This is a genomic window from Streptococcus sp. HMSC072G04, assembly GCF_001813295.1.
In the GTDB taxonomy this organism is placed as follows: Bacteria; Bacillota; Bacilli; order Lactobacillales; family Streptococcaceae; genus Streptococcus.
Genome location: NZ_KV812046.1, coordinates 35,328 through 51,896, shown reverse-complemented (window position 1 = coordinate 51,896; position 16,569 = coordinate 35,328). Strand labels below are relative to the sequence as shown.

At 41.1% G+C, this 16,569-nt stretch carries 15 protein-coding genes and 1 riboswitch; of the genes, 13 read left to right on the top strand and 2 right to left on the bottom strand.

Going from position 1 to position 16,569, the window contains the following annotated elements; genetic code table 11:
* Positions 1–5: 5 nt before the first annotated feature.
* Positions 6–1,361, bottom strand: coding sequence for a Trk system potassium transporter TrkA (gene trkA, locus HMPREF2904_RS10200; RefSeq protein ID WP_049488467.1), 1,356 nt, complete (start codon positions 1,359–1,361; stop codon positions 6–8).
* A gap of 333 nt (positions 1,362–1,694) precedes the next feature.
* Between trkA and trmL the strand changes: the two genes are divergently transcribed.
* The 7 genes from trmL to HMPREF2904_RS10165 all read left to right on the top strand — a co-directional run bounded on the left by trmL (position 1,695) and on the right by HMPREF2904_RS10165 (position 7,753).
* Entirely contained in the window at positions 1,695–2,237 is a 543-nt protein-coding gene (gene trmL, locus HMPREF2904_RS10195) for a tRNA (uridine(34)/cytosine(34)/5-carboxymethylaminomethyluridine(34)-2'-O)-methyltransferase TrmL (protein ID WP_070662541.1), read from the top strand.
* A 79-nt stretch (positions 2,238–2,316) separates the two neighbouring features.
* Positions 2,317–2,466: riboswitch (FMN riboswitch) on the top strand.
* A 202-nt stretch (positions 2,467–2,668) separates the two neighbouring features.
* Positions 2,669–3,241, top strand: a complete 573-nt coding sequence (locus HMPREF2904_RS10190) for an ECF transporter S component (RefSeq protein ID WP_324252899.1) — start codon at positions 2,669–2,671, stop codon at positions 3,239–3,241.
* Positions 3,231–3,881 carry a phosphatase PAP2 family protein gene (locus tag HMPREF2904_RS10185; protein ID WP_070662538.1) on the top strand — a complete coding sequence of 217 codons (651 nt, stop codon included), beginning with the start codon at positions 3,231–3,233 and terminating at the stop codon, positions 3,879–3,881. The genes HMPREF2904_RS10190 and HMPREF2904_RS10185 overlap by 11 nt, the downstream gene beginning before the upstream one ends.
* Positions 3,882–3,938: 57 nt before the next feature.
* A complete protein-coding gene (locus tag HMPREF2904_RS10180; protein WP_083307564.1) occupies positions 3,939–4,898 on the top strand; it encodes a tRNA modification radical SAM protein MnmL/YtqA in 960 nt (319 codons plus the stop codon).
* Positions 4,882–5,439, top strand: coding sequence for a tRNA 5-(aminomethyl)-2-thiouridylate-methyltransferase MnmM (locus tag HMPREF2904_RS10175; protein WP_070662532.1), 558 nt, complete (start codon positions 4,882–4,884; stop codon positions 5,437–5,439). The genes HMPREF2904_RS10180 and HMPREF2904_RS10175 overlap by 17 nt, the downstream gene beginning before the upstream one ends.
* A complete protein-coding gene (locus tag HMPREF2904_RS10170) occupies positions 5,432–5,686 on the top strand; it encodes a hypothetical protein (protein WP_023918874.1) in 255 nt (84 codons plus the stop codon). The genes HMPREF2904_RS10175 and HMPREF2904_RS10170 overlap by 8 nt, the downstream gene beginning before the upstream one ends.
* A 12-nt stretch (positions 5,687–5,698) precedes the next feature.
* On the top strand, positions 5,699–7,753 hold the full coding sequence (locus tag HMPREF2904_RS10165) for a cation:proton antiporter (protein ID WP_070662529.1): 2,055 nt from the start codon (positions 5,699–5,701) through the stop codon (positions 7,751–7,753).
* Between the two features lie 330 nt (positions 7,754–8,083).
* Here HMPREF2904_RS10165 and HMPREF2904_RS10160 read toward each other — a convergent pair whose 3' ends face one another.
* Entirely contained in the window at positions 8,084–8,890 is an 807-nt protein-coding gene (locus tag HMPREF2904_RS10160; RefSeq protein WP_070662526.1) for an ABC transporter ATP-binding protein, read from the bottom strand.
* A 74-nt stretch (positions 8,891–8,964) separates the two neighbouring features.
* On the opposite strand from HMPREF2904_RS10160, the gene HMPREF2904_RS10155 reads away from it, so the two are divergent.
* The 6 genes from HMPREF2904_RS10155 (at position 8,965) to HMPREF2904_RS10130 (ending at position 16,531) form a co-directional block, all read left to right on the top strand.
* Positions 8,965–10,092 carry an AI-2E family transporter gene (locus tag HMPREF2904_RS10155; protein ID WP_070662523.1) on the top strand — a complete coding sequence of 376 codons (1,128 nt, stop codon included), beginning with the start codon at positions 8,965–8,967 and terminating at the stop codon, positions 10,090–10,092.
* Between the two features lie 139 nt (positions 10,093–10,231).
* The gene (locus HMPREF2904_RS10150) at positions 10,232–11,713 is read left to right on the top strand and encodes an AcpB/EbpR/MafR family transcriptional regulator (RefSeq protein WP_070662520.1); all 1,482 of its coding nucleotides are present in this window, start codon (positions 10,232–10,234) and stop codon (positions 11,711–11,713) included.
* A gap of 365 nt (positions 11,714–12,078) precedes the next feature.
* Entirely contained in the window at positions 12,079–13,428 is a 1,350-nt protein-coding gene (locus HMPREF2904_RS10145) for a hemolysin family protein (protein WP_070662514.1), read from the top strand.
* 408 nt (positions 13,429–13,836) lie between these two features.
* Positions 13,837–14,814 (top strand): ABC transporter substrate-binding protein, encoded by a 978-nt coding sequence (locus HMPREF2904_RS10140; protein WP_070662512.1) that lies wholly within the window; start codon positions 13,837–13,839, stop codon positions 14,812–14,814.
* Positions 14,815–14,824: 10 nt separating this feature from the next.
* The gene (locus HMPREF2904_RS10135) at positions 14,825–15,718 is read left to right on the top strand and encodes an ABC transporter permease (protein WP_014713719.1); all 894 of its coding nucleotides are present in this window, start codon (positions 14,825–14,827) and stop codon (positions 15,716–15,718) included.
* Positions 15,719–15,727: 9 nt separating this feature from the next.
* A complete protein-coding gene (locus tag HMPREF2904_RS10130) occupies positions 15,728–16,531 on the top strand; it encodes an ABC transporter ATP-binding protein (protein ID WP_014713718.1) in 804 nt (267 codons plus the stop codon).
* Positions 16,532–16,569 lie beyond the last annotated feature (38 nt).

The following is a 16,569-nucleotide window of genomic DNA, read 5'->3' as shown; positions in this document are numbered from 1 at the left end:
CAGGCTTACCTCTCAACTAAATCGTAGATTTTAGTGACATTTTGAATCAAGGTGGTCACAACAATCCGATCTCCTACCATCAAACGGTCATCTCCATTAGGGAAAATAGCCTTACCATCTCGAATAATGGCAGCGATTAAGACGCCTTTTTTTAATTTCAATTCAGAGAGGGGATATTGGGTTAGTTTATTGTCTTCCTTGATTTGGAACTGCAAGGTTTCAATCCGGCCGTTTGCGACATGGTGCAAAGCTTCTAGGTTTGAGAACTGTGCATTGTATCGCCCGCGAATAAAGTGCATAATGGTGTCTACGGCGATGCGTTTTGGCGTAACGATACTGGTCATATCTTGATCGCCAATGATCTCCAACAGACTGGTTCGGTTGACCTTGGTAATGTTCTTTTTGACTCCGACAGAATCCAAGAACATAGAGGTGATGATGTTTTCTTCATCGACCCCTGTCAAAGTAGCCACAGCATCGAAGTTATTGGCACTCTCTTCTAAAAGAATGTCTTTAGCGGTTCCGTCTCCATGGACGACATAGAGATCAGGAAATTCCTGACTAAAGAATTCTGCCCGTTCACGATTTACCTCTAAGACCTTGAGATCGATCTTGCGGCGCACATCTTGAAGAATATTGAGTAGGTAGTAGGCAATTTTCCCAGCACCAATGATCATCATGCTTTTAATGACCTGTGGGCGAACATTGTTGTGGAAAAGAACAACCTCGATCCGATTACCCGTTACAAAAATCTTGTCTTGAGGTTGCAAGACAAAATCTCCGTTTGGAATGGTGAGTTCGTTGCCACGCTCGATCGCACAAACAATGACATTTCCGTATTTCTTTCGGAATTGGGAGAGGCTCATATTGCAGAGATTGCTATCTGGCTTGATCTTAAATTCCATCAAGGCAACCCGGCCATTGGCAAAATGCTCCACAGAAAGGGCATTTGGAAAGTCAATGATATTGGCAATATAACGAGCTGTCAGCAATTCCGGATTGACAACTAGGGAGAAGCCCAAGATATTTTTTTCCTTGAAGTAGGAATTGGAATATTCCGGATTCCGCACCCGAACGATGGTCTCTTTGGCTCCCATTTTTTTAGCCAAAACTGCAGAAACCATGTTAACCTCGTCGTACTCGGTCATGGAAATGAAGATATCGCAGTTTTCAACATCCGCTTGTTCCAAGATCTTGAAGTTCGCCCCATTCCCTAAAATTCCAATGATATCAAACCGTTTGGTAATATGGTTAAGAACGGATTCGTCTTTTTCGATCAAAATAACATCGTGGTTTTCAGCAACAAGAGAACGACAAAGGGCCGTTCCGACCTTTCCTCCACCAACAACAATAATTTTCATAGAATACCTCCAGAGTATGCTTCTATCATACTCTATTTTCAAGAAAAATTCATCTTTTTTAAGGATTTTCTGGCGGAATTTTGAGAAGCTAAGAACAAGTAGGAAAAATCGTCAAAAGAGTAGAGCTAGGAGGGATTGAAAACTTTGAGAAAGTTTCTTAAAAAAATCTAAAAAAACTATTGACAGGAGCTTCAAAAGTGATATACTTAGAAAGTACCTTCGTTGATTTACCTCAAACCTGTTGTGAGTTAAGTTAATGAAGCTGTAACCACGCTGTTTGCTGAGCTTGACTCCGGGCAGTGTGGCTATTTTTTTATCAGAAAGAGATCGAGTATGAATATTGAAGAACTGGACTACCAAGAGTCAGCAGCTCAAAACCACATCGTCTTGTTCCAACCTCAGATTCCACAAAATACGGGAAATATTGCACGGACTTGTGCGGCGACCAATTCCCCCTTACATATCATTCGCCCTATGGCTTTTCCAATCGATGATCGCAAAATGAAGCGAGCAGGTCTCGATTATTGGGACAAGCTGGATGTCCGTTTTTATGATAGTCTAGAAGAGTTTATGGAAGCGGCGCGCGATGGTCAGGTGCACCTAGTGTCCAAGTTTGCAAATCAGACCTATTCAGACGTTTCTTATCAGGATGGGAAGTCCCATTATTTCTTGTTTGGACGCGAGGATAAAGGTTTACCGGAAGATTTTATGCGCCAGCATGAAGAGAAGGCTATTCGCATTCCGATGAATGATGAGCATGTCCGTAGTTTAAATGTCTCCAATACCGTCTGCATGATTGTCTATGAGGCACTCCGCCAGCAAGGTTTTAAGGGGCTGGAGTTGAGCCATCGTTATGAGAACGACAAGCTCAAATAAGAACGAAAAGTTAAAACCCGAACGATGTAATCTATAAAGTTACAAAACTTGCCTTAGCAAGTTTTTTTTGTTATGATTAAGAAGTCTTCAGGGCAGGGTGTAATTCCCGACCGGCGGTGACTTTTACTAGGAAATGTTCTTTTCCATACTCTAAAAGAAGTCCGCGAGCGCAAGCTGATGTGGTGTGACTCCACAACCGACAGTATAGTCTGGATGGGAGAAGACGAGAGACGAATAGACTGACAGCTATTCTGATCTGTTTAGAGCTGGTTCATGGGAATAGTACGTTGGAGTCTAAGGTTGACGAACGGCATGTTTCGATGGAGATCAGCTAAAGTAACTAGAATAGTTTCTAGTTTAAGCTTTGTTTAAATAGTTTAGAGTAGAATGATGGAGTAGACGTCTTTCCAGCTTCTCTAATTTTTAAAAAATTGGAGGAACCTGTTATGACAAATACACGTAAACTGACCCTAGTGGCTGTTTTATCCGCTTTATCTTTTATTTTGATGTTCTATCAATTTTCTTTCTTGATAGATTTCTTCAAAATTGATTTGAGTATCATCGCCATTTTGTTGGCCTTGGTCCTATTGGATTTTAAAAGTGCCGTTTGGGTAACCTTGATCCGATCTGTTCTTAAGTTAGCCCTTAATAATAAGGGGCTTGAAACCTTGATCGGATTACCAATCAATATCATTGGAGTTCTTGTTTTTGTCCTTGCTTTTGCATGGATTTGGAACAAGGAACGGACCCATGGACGATTTGTCCTGGCAACGATTGTTGGAACGATCAGCTTGAGTATCACGATGGTATTGGTGAACTATGTCTATGCAATCCCTTTGTATGCTCGTTTTATGAACTATGATATTTCGAAAACACTAGGGCTTGTCCACTATTTAGCCGCAATGGTTGCACCGTTTAACCTGATCGAAGGAGTGATTTGGGCCATCGCATTTGGGTTGATCTATACCTTATTGCAACCGATTTTGAAAAAATATGAAAAATAAACAACAACATTGGGCGAAGGCAAGCTTCGCCCTTCTCATTTTTGTCATTCTCGGGTATGTGATTCGCTTTTACCCGCAACAATTAACAGGCTTTGATAGCACGATTCAGTCTGCTATTCGAGGCGATCTGCCTGCAGCACTGACGGCCTTCTTTACCAAGGTGACCCATGTCATGGATACCAAGATCATTGTCATCTGGGTAGGCCTTCTGCTAGTGGTCTTTGCCTATAAGAAATGGTACAGTGAAGCTCTTTTTCTAGGGAGCAATCTGGTATTGACTGGTCTTTTGGTTCTTCTTCTAAAGAATATCTACCAGAGACCGAGACCAAGTATTCTTCATCTAGTAGAGGAAAAAGGCTTTTCTTTCCCGAGTGGTCATTCACTGGCGTCTACCCTTGTTTTGGGAAGTTTGATCATCATAATTGGCCAACATGTAAAAAATAAAACAGCCCGCTATTGCCTTCAAGGCTTGCTGGTTCTGGGAATCGTGACCATTGTGGTTTCCCGCGTTTATGTCGGGGTCCACTACCCATCAGACGTTCTCGGCAGTATGATTTTGGGTCTTGCTGTCTTACAGTTTGAGTATCCCTTGTATGATCGCTTGCGATTTCAATGGCGCTTTACAGGGAAGCAAAAATAAGCATCTAACAACTAGGAGTTGAACTCGCGTTTTGAGTTCGATTCTTTTTTTGCTATAATGAAGGGTATGAAATCCTATAATACCTTGAATAATTATTATCGAACCTTATTTGGAGAAAAGACCTTTAAAGTCCCTATTGATGCAGGCTTTGATTGTCCCAATCGAGACGGAACAGTCGCCCACGGTGGCTGTACTTTTTGTACGGTCTCAGGTTCAGGAGATGCCATTGTGGCCCCAGAAGCTCCGATTCGAGAACAGTTTTACAAAGAGATTGATTTTATGCATCGGAAATGGCCAGATGTGAAGAAGTACCTGGTCTATTTTCAAAATTTTACCAATACCCACGATAAAGTGGAAGTCATTCGAGAGCGGTATGAACAGGCCATCAATGAACCAGGAGTGGTAGGAATCAACATTGGTACGCGTCCGGACTGTTTACCAGATGAGACCTTGGCCTACCTAGCAGAGCTGACAGAGCGCATGCATGTGACGATTGAGTTGGGACTTCAGACGACTTATGAAGCGACTTCTGAATTGATCAATCGGGCCCATAGTTATGGCCTCTATGTTGAAACCGTCAAGCGGATTCGCAAACAGGTGCCCAAGGCAGAGATCGTCTCCCATTTGATCAATGGCCTTCCTGGGGAAACGCATGAGATGATGGTGGAAAATGTTCGCCATTGTGTGACTGATAATGAAATTGATGGCATCAAGTTGCACCTCTTGCATTTGATGACCAATACACGGATGCAACGGGACTATCATGAAGGACGACTTCAACTCATGAGCCAGGAGGAGTATGTCAAGGTCATCTGTGACCAGTTGGAGATCATCCCCAAACACATTGTCATCCACCGGATTACCGGGGATGCGCCACGAGATATGTTGATTGGCCCTATGTGGAGCCTCAACAAATGGGAAGTCCTAAACGCCATTGAAACTGAAATGCGTCGTCGTGGAAGTACCCAAGGATGTAAGCTAGAAGAAAAGGAGACTGCCGATGCTTCGACCACTTGAAATGGCCCATCAATTTTTAGCAGAAGTCATCACCAAAGAAGATGTGGTGGTGGATGCGACCATGGGAAATGGACATGATACCGCCTTTTTAGCCCAACTTGCAGGTCAGGTCTATGCCTTTGATATTCAAGAGCAGGCACTTGTAAATACCCAAGAAAGATTGGACAAGTTGGGGCTTCAACAGGTCCGGTTGATTTTGGATGGCCACCATCATGTGGACCAATATGTGGAGAACCTCAAAGCAGCTATTTTTAATCTGGGTTATCTGCCATCTGCAGATAAGTCGGTCATTACTCTTCCTGCTACCACGATTGAAGCGATGGAAAAAATCTGTGCTCGCCTAGAAAAAGGTGGGCGAATGGCTATTATGATCTATTATGGTCATGAGGGAGGAGACATCGAGCGTGATGCAGTGCTGGACTTCGTCAGTCAGCTCCCTCAAAAAGACTATACAGCGACCATCTACCGAACACTGAATCAAGTGAATCAGCCACCATTTTTGGTCATGATCGAAAAATTAGAAAGCTACCGTCATGGATAAAGAATATTTAAAGAATAAAATTGAAGGATTGAGACATCATTTTGTCGAATCAACCATCCACGAGCGTGCAATAGGTTTTTATGATGAAGCCCATATGACCAAAAAGATGCTCAAAATAAAAAAGAAATTGGTTTCGCTTGAGATGGAACGGTGCCAAAAGAAGATTGAGCACAAGGATGTAACCAAGACAGACCAAAAGATTGCGGAGTTAAAACAGCAATTTGAGACCTGCTGCCAAGAACGTTAGGGAGGGAGTGATATGGAACTACTCCTTTATGCAGTGATCTTTTCGATGATTTTGATCGTCTCAAATGCTACCAATAAACTTGTGCCGAGCCTTCCTCTGCCCTTGATTCAAATTTTACTAGGGATTGGTTGGGCCCTCTTTGTGCCAGAAGAAAATTTCCATCTGGATACCGAGCTCTTTCTGGCCTTGGTTATTGGCCCTCTCTTATTTCGAGAAGCAGAAGAAGCAGATATTACTTCTGTCTTAAAGCACTGGCGGGTCATCCTCTATTTGATTTTTCCAGTGATTTTTATCTCAACCATTAGTTTGGGCTGGGCAGCTCACTCTTTGTGGCTGAGCCTTCCTTTAGCAGCCTGTATGGCAGTTGGGGCAGCCCTTGGACCTACAGACTTAGTAGCCTTTGCTTCCCTATCTGAGCGCTTTAGCTTTCCAAAGCGGGTTTCGAATATCTTAAAAGGCGAGGGGTTACTAAATGATGCCTCAGGTCTAGTTGCCTTTCGAGTGGCCTTGGCAGCCCTTGCGACCGGAAGTTTCTCCCTTGGAGAGGCAGGGGTTTCCTTAGGAATCTCCATTATTGGAGGATTTGCGGTGGGGATCTTGACGGCCTTTGTGAACCGTTGGTTGCAAACCTTGCTCTTGAGTGTTCGCGCCAGTGATATTGCCAGTGAATTGTTATTAGAACTGAGCCTCCCTCTGTTGACCTTCTTCCTTGCAGAAGAACTCCATGTCTCTGGTATCATTGCAGTAGTTGTGTCAGGGATCCTAAAAGCCAGTCGCTTTAAGCACATTACCCTACTTGAAGCGCGGGTGGATACTGTGAGTCATACTGTCTGGAATACGGTCAACTTTATCTTAAATGGCTCGGTCTTTGTTATCTTAGGAATGGAATTGGAAATGATCGCCAAGCCCATCTTAAGTAGTCCCATTTACAATAATCTTCTTTTAGTTCTTTCTGTCTTTCTGTTGACAGCCTTGCTCTTTTTGATTCGTTTTGTCATGGTTTACCTCTTTTATTGGTTCCGAACGGTTCGACTAAAAAAATCGTTGAGAAATTATCTAAAGGATGCCTTATTGCTGACCTTTTCAGGTGTGAAGGGAACGGTTTCGATTGCGACGATTCTTTTGATTCCAACCAAAATCGAAAAAGAATACCCCATCCTACTCTTTTTAGTGGCAGGAGTTACCCTTGTCAGCTTTATTGCTGGCTTAGTGGTACTTCCAAAATTATCAGAAGACAAGGAAGAAACAAATGACTACCTGATGCAGATCGCGATTTTAAATGATGTCGTCATGGAGTTAGAAGCAGACCTAAAAAATAGCAAGCACAAGGGTCCCTTGTATGCGGCGATTGATAACTACCATGGTCGTATAGAAAACTTGATTCTAGGCCAAGAAAACAGGCTCATTCAAAAGGACTGGGAACAGTTGAAGCTCCTGATTTTGAGTATTGAAAGTGATGGCTTGGAACAAGCCTATGAAGAAGGAAAGATTCGAGAGCGGGGCTACCGCGTCTACCAACGCTATCTTCGCAATATGGAGCAACGTGTCAATCGCAATCTTTCGTCTCGTTTAACCTATTACCTCTTGGTGTCTTTCCGCCTTTTGCGTTTATTAGTTCATGAGATCTTAACTTTTGGGTCTGGCTTGCGAAACTGGTGGACCCGAGAAGACAGCAAGTTAGAGGCTATTGATTATGACCAGATTGCGGCCCTTTATCTGGCCAATACGGAAATCATCATCGAAAGTTTGGAAGACCTCAAGGGGATTTATCGGAGCAGTTTGATCTCTTTCCTACAAGAATCCCGTCTGAGAGAGACAGCCATTATTACCAGTGGGGCCTTTGTGGAGCGGGTTATTAATCGCGTGAAACCAAATAATATCGATGAAATGTTGAGAGGCTATTATTTGGAGCGTAAGATTATTTTTGAATATGAAGCGCAACACCTGATTACCGCCAAGCAAGCGCGCCGTATGCGACAAAATGTCAATGAATTAGAAAGCTATTCCCTAAGAGAAAGTGCCAATACGCTTCCATATGATATGATCGAGTATGCACGGAATCGATAAAAGCAAAAAGTGCTAAGATAAAAATCTTAGCACTTTTCAGGATATGGAAAAACATTATGGTACAAAGGAATCTAGAAGAAGTTATAAAAAAATCAGAATTATTCCCAATTTTTTGAATCAATCAAAAAAATGATGAAACTTTCCGCCGTGAGAATAGTTCTTGAAATCCTTTTATTTCAAGAACTCGGGAGTTTTGAAACTTTAGGTTCAAAACTAAGTCATGGAACTTCGAAGAAGGTCGCTGACGTCCGTACTCACTTAAGGGAAGTTTCTTAGATGGCTTGGTCTTAAATCTGAAAAGTGTTAAGATATAATCTTAGCACTTTTTATTTATTCATAGTCTTCTGTGTGTTTGATTTCCGGTTTGACAAAGAGTCGCTCATCACCTAGATCAATAAGGGATACGGGTGCTTTATAAAATTGGCTAAGGACATGGGGAGTTAGGATCTTTTCCTTCGGTCCTTGCTCGACCACTTGGCCGTGTTTGAGTAAAAGGACATGGGTCATATCTTTTGTAATTTCCTCGGCATGGTGGGTGACGTAGATCATGGTAGGCGCGTGATCCAGTTGTTTGATATGATGGATCTGACGGAGGAGTTTTTCTCTGGCAAAGAGATCCAATCCACTAGAAGCTTCGTCAAAAATGATCAGATCTGGCTGGTCCATGAGGCTCCGTGCAATGAGAATGGTCTGCTTTTCTCCCTGGGAGAGCTCCCGGTATTTGCGACCGATCAAAGAGCTAGCTCCAATTGAAGTTAGCATATCCCGTGCCCAGTTTAGTTCTTCCTCCCCGTATGCAGCATATAAGATACTACTCTTGTATTGACCGGTTAGGACAATTTGCTCTGTCAAAAGATGCTCTGGCAGTCTTTCTGAAATAAAGGAGCTAACGATCCCAATACGCTTTCGCAACTCAGGAATACCTCCTTCTCCAAAGCGGGTTCCAAGGACCGTTACCTGGCCAGAACTAGCCCAGTATTCAGACATAAGCAGTTTGAGGAGAGTCGATTTTCCTGCCCCATTGAGGCCTAAAATGGCCCAGCATTCATTTTCTTTCACTTGCCAGTTAATCTCTTTTAAAAGAGATTTTCCATTGCGGATCAAATTGACGTCTTGTAGTTCAATCAAATTATTCATAACTTTATCCTTTTGATTAAAATCTCCTTTATTCTAACATAAAATATGGTAGAATAGAAAACAGGAGGTAAGGAATGTTTCGAAATAGTAAATTGTTATTCTGGACATGTGAGATCTTATTATTGACGGTGATTTTCTATATTTGGAAATCAATGGGGACTTTGATTTCTCCATTTGTATCTGTTCTGAATACCATCCTCTTACCATTTTTAATTGCAGGTTTTTTATATTACATTACCAATCCGATTGTTGAATTGTTGGAAAAACACTTAAAAATCAAGCGTGTGTTTGGGATTTTGCTCACCTTAGTTCTGTTGTTTGGAATCATTGGTTTAGGGATCTTTTATCTGCTCCCTATCTTGATCAATCAGTTAACCAGTTTGATCAATTCAACTCAAGGACTTTACTGGGAAGTTCAAAGTTTGGTTCGAAAACTCTCGACCAATCCTTTGTTCCAGAATGTGAATATCCAGTCGACGATTCAGCAGTTGAATCTCTCTTATATGGATATCCTACAAAATCTCTTGAATAGTGTGACCAACAGTTTAGGAAGTGTGGTTAACACCATTGTCAATACGGTCTTTATCTTGATCATGACCCCTGTCTTCTTAGTTTATTTCTTGGTCGATGGGAAGAAGTTATTACCGATGTTGGAGCGGACCATTTTACGCAATGACAAACTCCACATTTCAAGCCTCTTGATTAGTTTGAATGAAACGGTCTCTCGCTATATTAGTGGGATTTCGATCGATGCCTTTATCATTGGAACCCTAGCCTACATTGGCTATAGTTTTATTGGATTGAAGTATGCTTTGGTCTTTGCCATTTTTTCTGGGTTGGCCAACCTCATTCCATATGTAGGACCAACCATCGGCTTGATTCCGATGATCATCACCTATGCCTTCACAGATATGGATATGATGATCAAAGCAGTCATTTACATGTTGATTATCCAGCAGATCGATGGAAATATTCTTTATCCGCGTATCGTTGGAGGCGTGATGAAGGTTCACCCGATTACCATTATGGTTCTCTTATTGCTCTCAAGTAATATCTACGGCATTATCGGGATGGTCGTTGCGATTCCTGTCTATTCGATTGGAAAAGAAATTGTAAAATTCTTGGTGAATCTTTATGATAACCACCGTGCTGCTAAGGAGCAGAAGAAAAAAGAAGAATTTGGCATCATTAATAAATCTTAGACTCTAGCGCCTATATGGGCATTAGAGTCTTTTTTTGTACAGTTTTTTGAGAAAAATACAGAAAAAAATCTACAAGATCTATGAAATATGTTAAAATATAAGTAATTTTGAAAGAAAATATGAAATTAGGTAGGGAAAGATGAGACTGCTCTTATCGAAAAAACAAAGACGTCAACTCCAATTATTAGAGATCTTGATCAAGGAAAAAAGATGGTTTCACTTAAAAGAGTTAGCCAAGCGTTTGGATTGTACAGAACGTTCGTTAAAAGAAGATTTGTCTAATCTTCGTAGTACATTTGATGAATTTTTAATTGAATCGTCCACCAATGGGATCAAAATCAGTTATGAGGATTCGGTTGGACTAGAAGTGATCTATCATCACTTTTTTAAAGAATCACAAGCCTTCGCCTTGATTGAATATCTTTTCTTCAACAAGGATGTTTCCAATGAATATATTTGCAGAAAGTTTGATTTGAGTTACCAATCTTTCTACCGCTTGATTCGGACGATCAATCAGAAGCTTCAAACCAAATACAATGTAAAGATTGATTTGAAACCCTTGAATCTTGTCGGGGATGAAGTGGACGTTCGTTTCTTTTATGCCCAATATTTTGCAGAGCGTTATTACTATATGGAATGGCCTTTCCCAGAATTTAAGGAAGAGGCTGTGACCGATTTGATCACCTTCTTCTTCAAACTCTATGGCTATCCATTGACCTTCTCTGTCATCAGGTCTTATAAAGTTCTCTTGACAGTTTACTTATCACGTATTAAGCAGGGCTATTTTATTGACATACCAACGAACTATGATGAGTATAAGGACCAGTATCAAGGGGTGACCAATGTCGAGGAGATGTTGCGCTACTTTAGCTTGCAGCTGGGTGTCGAGTTGAATGGAAAAGTGCTGGAGCAGTTCTTCATTATCTTTATTCAAGAGAATTTCTATTTCAGCCCTGAAAGCTTGATTGAAGCTGCAGAAACTGATCCTTATGCCAAAGAATCGACCAGACTTATCAGAGATATGTTTATGGATCTATGTTATACCTATGATTTAGACATTGAAAATCTTGATGAGATGTTGATGCACGTTCACAATACGGCTCACCTAGGTCGGAAAGAATTGTTCTCGGAGTTTCTCTTGTTTGATACCAAGACCAATACCAACGAAGATTTCATGAGCATCTTCCCAGCCTTCTATGATGATTTGAAGGACCATATCATCACTTATATGAAGGCCATGATGCATGATTTGAATGATGAGATCATCAAGCATATGATCTACACGGTTTACACTCACTGGGAACATCTCTTACCGCAGTTATTGCGCCGTCGGAAGTCCATTAAGGTCTTGATTATCAGTCGTTTTGACGATCACCATGCTAAGTCCATGATTGATTTTCTTGATTTCTACTGTACAGATAACTTTGAATTCACGCAGATGATCGAGTACAATCTGACAGTGGATGATATTGAAGCTTCGGATGCCGACGTTGTAGTGGCCAACTTTATGATGCCTGAATTAAAGAAAAAACCTTTTATCTGTACAAGTAGTCTCTCATTGCTTGAGCTGGTTGAAAAACTCAATGCCTTCTTTTATGATTTTACCAGTGCAGAGCACTAAAGACAAAGCCTTCTTAGAAACTTTCCTTAGGTGAGTACGGACGTCAGCGAACTTCGAAGAAGTTCCATGACTTAGTTTTGAACCTAAAGTTTCAAAACTCCCGAGTGCTAGAAACAATCGTGTTTCTAGCACTTTTCTCACAGCGGTAAGTTTCAGTGTAGGTTTGAATGAAACGATTATATATTTTGTTTTAAGTTTTCAGCGTCACTTAGGTTATTTTATGTGAAAAAACAATATGTTTACATTCTAAAATCAGGACTTGTTCCTGATTTTTTGATGGTAAAAAAAGAAAATTTTATAGAAGAATGCAGGCTCTCCTATTTTGTGGTATAATATACAATATTATATACTGGAGGAAATTATCCATGGAAGACCCTGGCAGTCAGGAAATTTTACTGGAATTTATTTTATTGATTGTTTTGACATTATTGAACGCCTTTTTCTCGGCGACTGAAATGTCAATGGTATCGTTGAATCGCTCTCGTGTAGAGCAAAAGGCTGAAGAAGGAGATAAAAAATACATTCGTCTTCTTAGCGTATTGGAGCAACCTAACCATTTCTTATCCACTATTCAGGTGGGGATCACCTTGATTACCATCTTATCTGGGGCGAGTCTTGCGGATAGCCTTGGACATGTCATTGCTGGATGGATGGGCAATACCAAAACGGCTCTTGCAACTGGAAGCTTTTTATCTCTAGCATTTTTGACTTATATTTCGATCGTATTTGGTGAACTCTATCCGAAACGAATCGCTATGAACTTGAAAGATGAGTTGGCTGTTCGAACAGCTCCGATTGTGATTCTATTAGGAAAAATTGTCAGCCCCTTTGTTTGGTTGCTTTCAGCATCGACCAACCTTTTGAGCCGTATCACGCCAATGGAATTCGATGATCCGGATGAAAAGATGACGCGGGATGAAATCGAGTATATGCTGACCAATAGTGAAGCAACACTAGATGCGGACGAGATTGAGATGCTCCAAGGGATCTTTTCATTAGATGAAATGGTAGCGCGTGAAGTCATGGTCCCACGGACAGATGCCTTCATGGTTGATATCAATGATGATACCAAAGAAATTATTGAAAGTATCCTTAAGCAAAACTTTTCACGGATTCCTGTCTATGATGATGACAAGGATAATGTCATCGGCCTCATCCATACCAAACGTCTCTTGAACGAAGGATTTATCAATGGCTTTGATAATATTGTCTTAAGAAAGATTTTACAAGAACCTTTGTTTGTTCCAGAGACCATTTTTGTGGATGATCTTTTGAAGGAATTGCGTAATACACAAAATCAAATGGCCATTCTACTCGATGAATATGGTGGAATGTCTGGGCTGGTCACTCTTGAAGACCTCTTGGAAGAAATCGTCGGTGAAATTGACGATGAGACTGACAAAGCTGAAATTGATGTTTTTGAAATTGGGGATAATACTTATGTCGTGCAAGGAGCTATGTCACTAAACGACTTTAATGAATACTTTGGCGTTGAGTTGGAAAGTGATGATGTGGATACTATTGCAGGGTATTATTTGACTGAAGTTGGGCGGATTCCATCCTTGAAAGAACGCCTCAGCTGTGAAGTCGATAGTCAAAAGAAACACTTGATCTTGACTAATGACAAGGTGAAAAATGGTCGTGTGACCAAGGTAAAAGTTGAAATTTCTGAGATCGTCGAAGATGATGAAGAAACAAAATCAAAAGAAGACTAGAAAATAGAGGCTTGGACGTGTTCCAGCCTCTGTTTTTTTTCTTGTTTGGGCTAGTTGAATTTTCAAAAAATTTTAAAAATTTCTGAAATAGTCTTGACAGCAAAAAAAAATTAAGGTAAGATAATACCCATAAATAAAGAAAGCAGAAAATAAACATGAAGCAACAAGCCATTTCAACTCAAAAATTTTACTTTAGCTACTTTAGATAGTGTTTGTAGACATGATCTCATGGATGCAAACAACCCAAGCAATTTGTTTGTATCTATGTGGCTAAGATTTTTGATGATGGTCCATAGAGCTAGTATCTAAATGGACCGAGGTTTTGTAACTTGTTGGAGAATTTCAAGCATCCGTTTAGAGAATGATCTAAGCGGATTTTTTATTTATTTTGCAGAAAAGGAGTTTTAAATGAAAGTAGTCAAAAAATTACTGGCACCAGTTTTGGTCGTAGGCCTTTTGTTAACATCATTGGTGACCTTACACCATCTGAAGGATGCTAAAAAAGACAATGTCTTTCGGATTGGGATTTCCCAGTACATCACCCATAAGTCACTCGACGCGACACGGAAAGGTTTTATCGAGGAGTTGAAGAAAGAAGGCTATGTGGATGGGAAAAATATCCAGATCGATTTCCAAAATGCTCAAGGAGAGCAACGAAATCTGAAAAACATTTCCAAACAATTGGCGGAAAAAAGTGATCTAGTTTTTGCGATTGCAACACCTTCGGCTCAAAGTTTGGCTAATACGACTAAAACAACGCCGGTTGTCTTCTCAGCTGTGACCGATCCATTGGCAGCGAAATTGGTGAAAAACTTGAAAGAGCCTGGTGGCAATATCACAGGGACAAGTGACCAGTCAGACGATGCGATCTCTACACAGGTAGACATGATTAAGCAAGTCCTTCCAACGGCGAAAACAGTTGGGATCCTCTATACGCAAAGTGAGCCTAACTCCGTCGTCCAAAAAGATAATGCGAAGAAGATTCTGGAAGCTAAAGGCTATCAAGTGGTTGAAAAAACAATTCTCGATAGTAACAATGTGAAAGCTGCAGCAGACAGTATCATGTCGGAAGCAGATATCGTCTTTGTTCCGACAGACAATATTATCTCTTCTACAATAGAAACTGTAAAACAGGTATCGATTAGTCATAAGGTACCAGTTTTTGGTGGATCTGCTGAAATGGTAGCTACTGGTGGCTTGTACAACTTTGGTACTGATTATGAGGAATTGGGAAGACAAGCTGCTCGGATGGCCATTCGCATCATGAAGGGTGAGAAACCTGGCAAAGTTGCAGTTGAAACACCTGAAAAATTAGAATTGCATACCAATAAAGAGATGGCGAAAGAGCTTGGAATTGATATTAGTTCGTTGAAGGTAGAAAAATAGGAGGTTTGAGATGAATTTCGTTTTATCAAGTTTATCAGAAGGTTTATTGTGGTCGATCATGGCGATCGGTGTTTACTTAACATTTCGAATTTTAGATATTGCCGACATGACGGCAGAAGGCGCCTTTCCACTTGGGGCAGCAGTTGTAGCTTCCCAAATTCAAGCAGGAAGAAACCCTTGGCTTGCAACCTTGTTGGGCTTCCTAGCCGGAATGATCGCAGGATTGGTCTCTGGAATTCTCCATACAAAAATGAAAATTCCAGCCCTCTTGACAGGGATTGTCACTTTGACGGGTCTCTACTCTATCAATATCAAAATCATGGGAGGGGTTCCTAACCTTTCTATCGGAGATTCTAGTACCATTTTCAAGAGTGTGATGAAATTAGGTCTTTCTAATGAAGAATCTGTCTTTTTGATTAGTATTTCCTGCTTGATCATCGTCTGTATCTTGTTGACCCTCTTAATGAAGACGCAACTTGGCTTGGTTTTGCGCTCGACTGGTGATAACATTCCAATGAGTGAGGCCAATGGGGTCAATGTAGATAACATGAAGATGTTGGGCTACATGATTTCCAATGGTTTGATTGCCCTTTGTGGAGCCATGTTTGCACAAAATGATGGTTTCTCAGATGTGACTTCTGGTACAGGGACGATCGTAGTCGGCTTGAGTGCTGTGATTATCGCTGAAGTTTTAATCCACGAATTGACCATTGGTTGGCGCTTGCTTTCCATCGGGGTTGGAGCCATTGTTTACCGTTTGATTATCTTAAATATTTATGAGATCCCAAATCTCGATCAAAATATGGTTCGTCTCTTCAATGCGATCTTGCTCGCGATTGTCTTGTTCGCTCCTGAGGCGCAAAAACGTCTTCGTGTTCGCGGATTGAAGTTAGGAAATAAGTAGGAGAAAAGTATGGCAACATTATTATCAATTGAAGGCATTCATAAGACATTTGAAGCAGGAACGGTTAATGAAAACCATGTCTTAAAAGGCTTGGATCTCCAAGTAGAAGAAGGGGATTTCATTTCGGTCATCGGTGGAAATGGAGCTGGGAAATCAACCTTGATGAATATCTTGGCAGGAAATCTAGTTGTGGATGAAGGGGATATCTTGCTAGAAGGTAACTCCATCAAAAATACGAGTGTTCGAAAGCGTGCGAAAGATATTGCGCGTGTCTTCCAAGATCCTAAGATGGGGACAGCTTCACGTTTGACCATTGAAGAAAATATGGCCATTGCCCAACGTCGGGGGAAATCTCGTGGTTTGAGCTGGGGAGTTCGGGAGAAAGATCGCGAATTATTCCGTGAAGCCTTGAAGGAACTGAATATCGGTTTAGAGAACCGTCTTAAGGTGGATACCCAATATTTGTCTGGTGGGCAACGTCAAGCTTTGACCTTGGTCATGGCAGCCTTGGTTAGACCAAAACTCTTGCTTCTGGATGAACATACCGCAGCGCTCGATCCTAAAACTAGTGAAATGGTCATGGAATTGACACAAAAGATCGTGGAAAGCCATGATTTGACAACCTTGATGATTACGCATGATATGAACCATGCAATTGAATACGGCAACCGCTTGATCATGCTCTACCAAGGCAAGGTCGTTGTCGACGTCAAAGGAGAAGAAAAGAAAAACCTAACGGTTGAAGATTTGATGCGCCTCTTCCAACAAAACAGTGGTGAAACCTTGGTTAGTGATGAATTGGTATTAGGATAAAATAAAAGAGAGTGGGACAGAAATTGGTAATTCGTTAG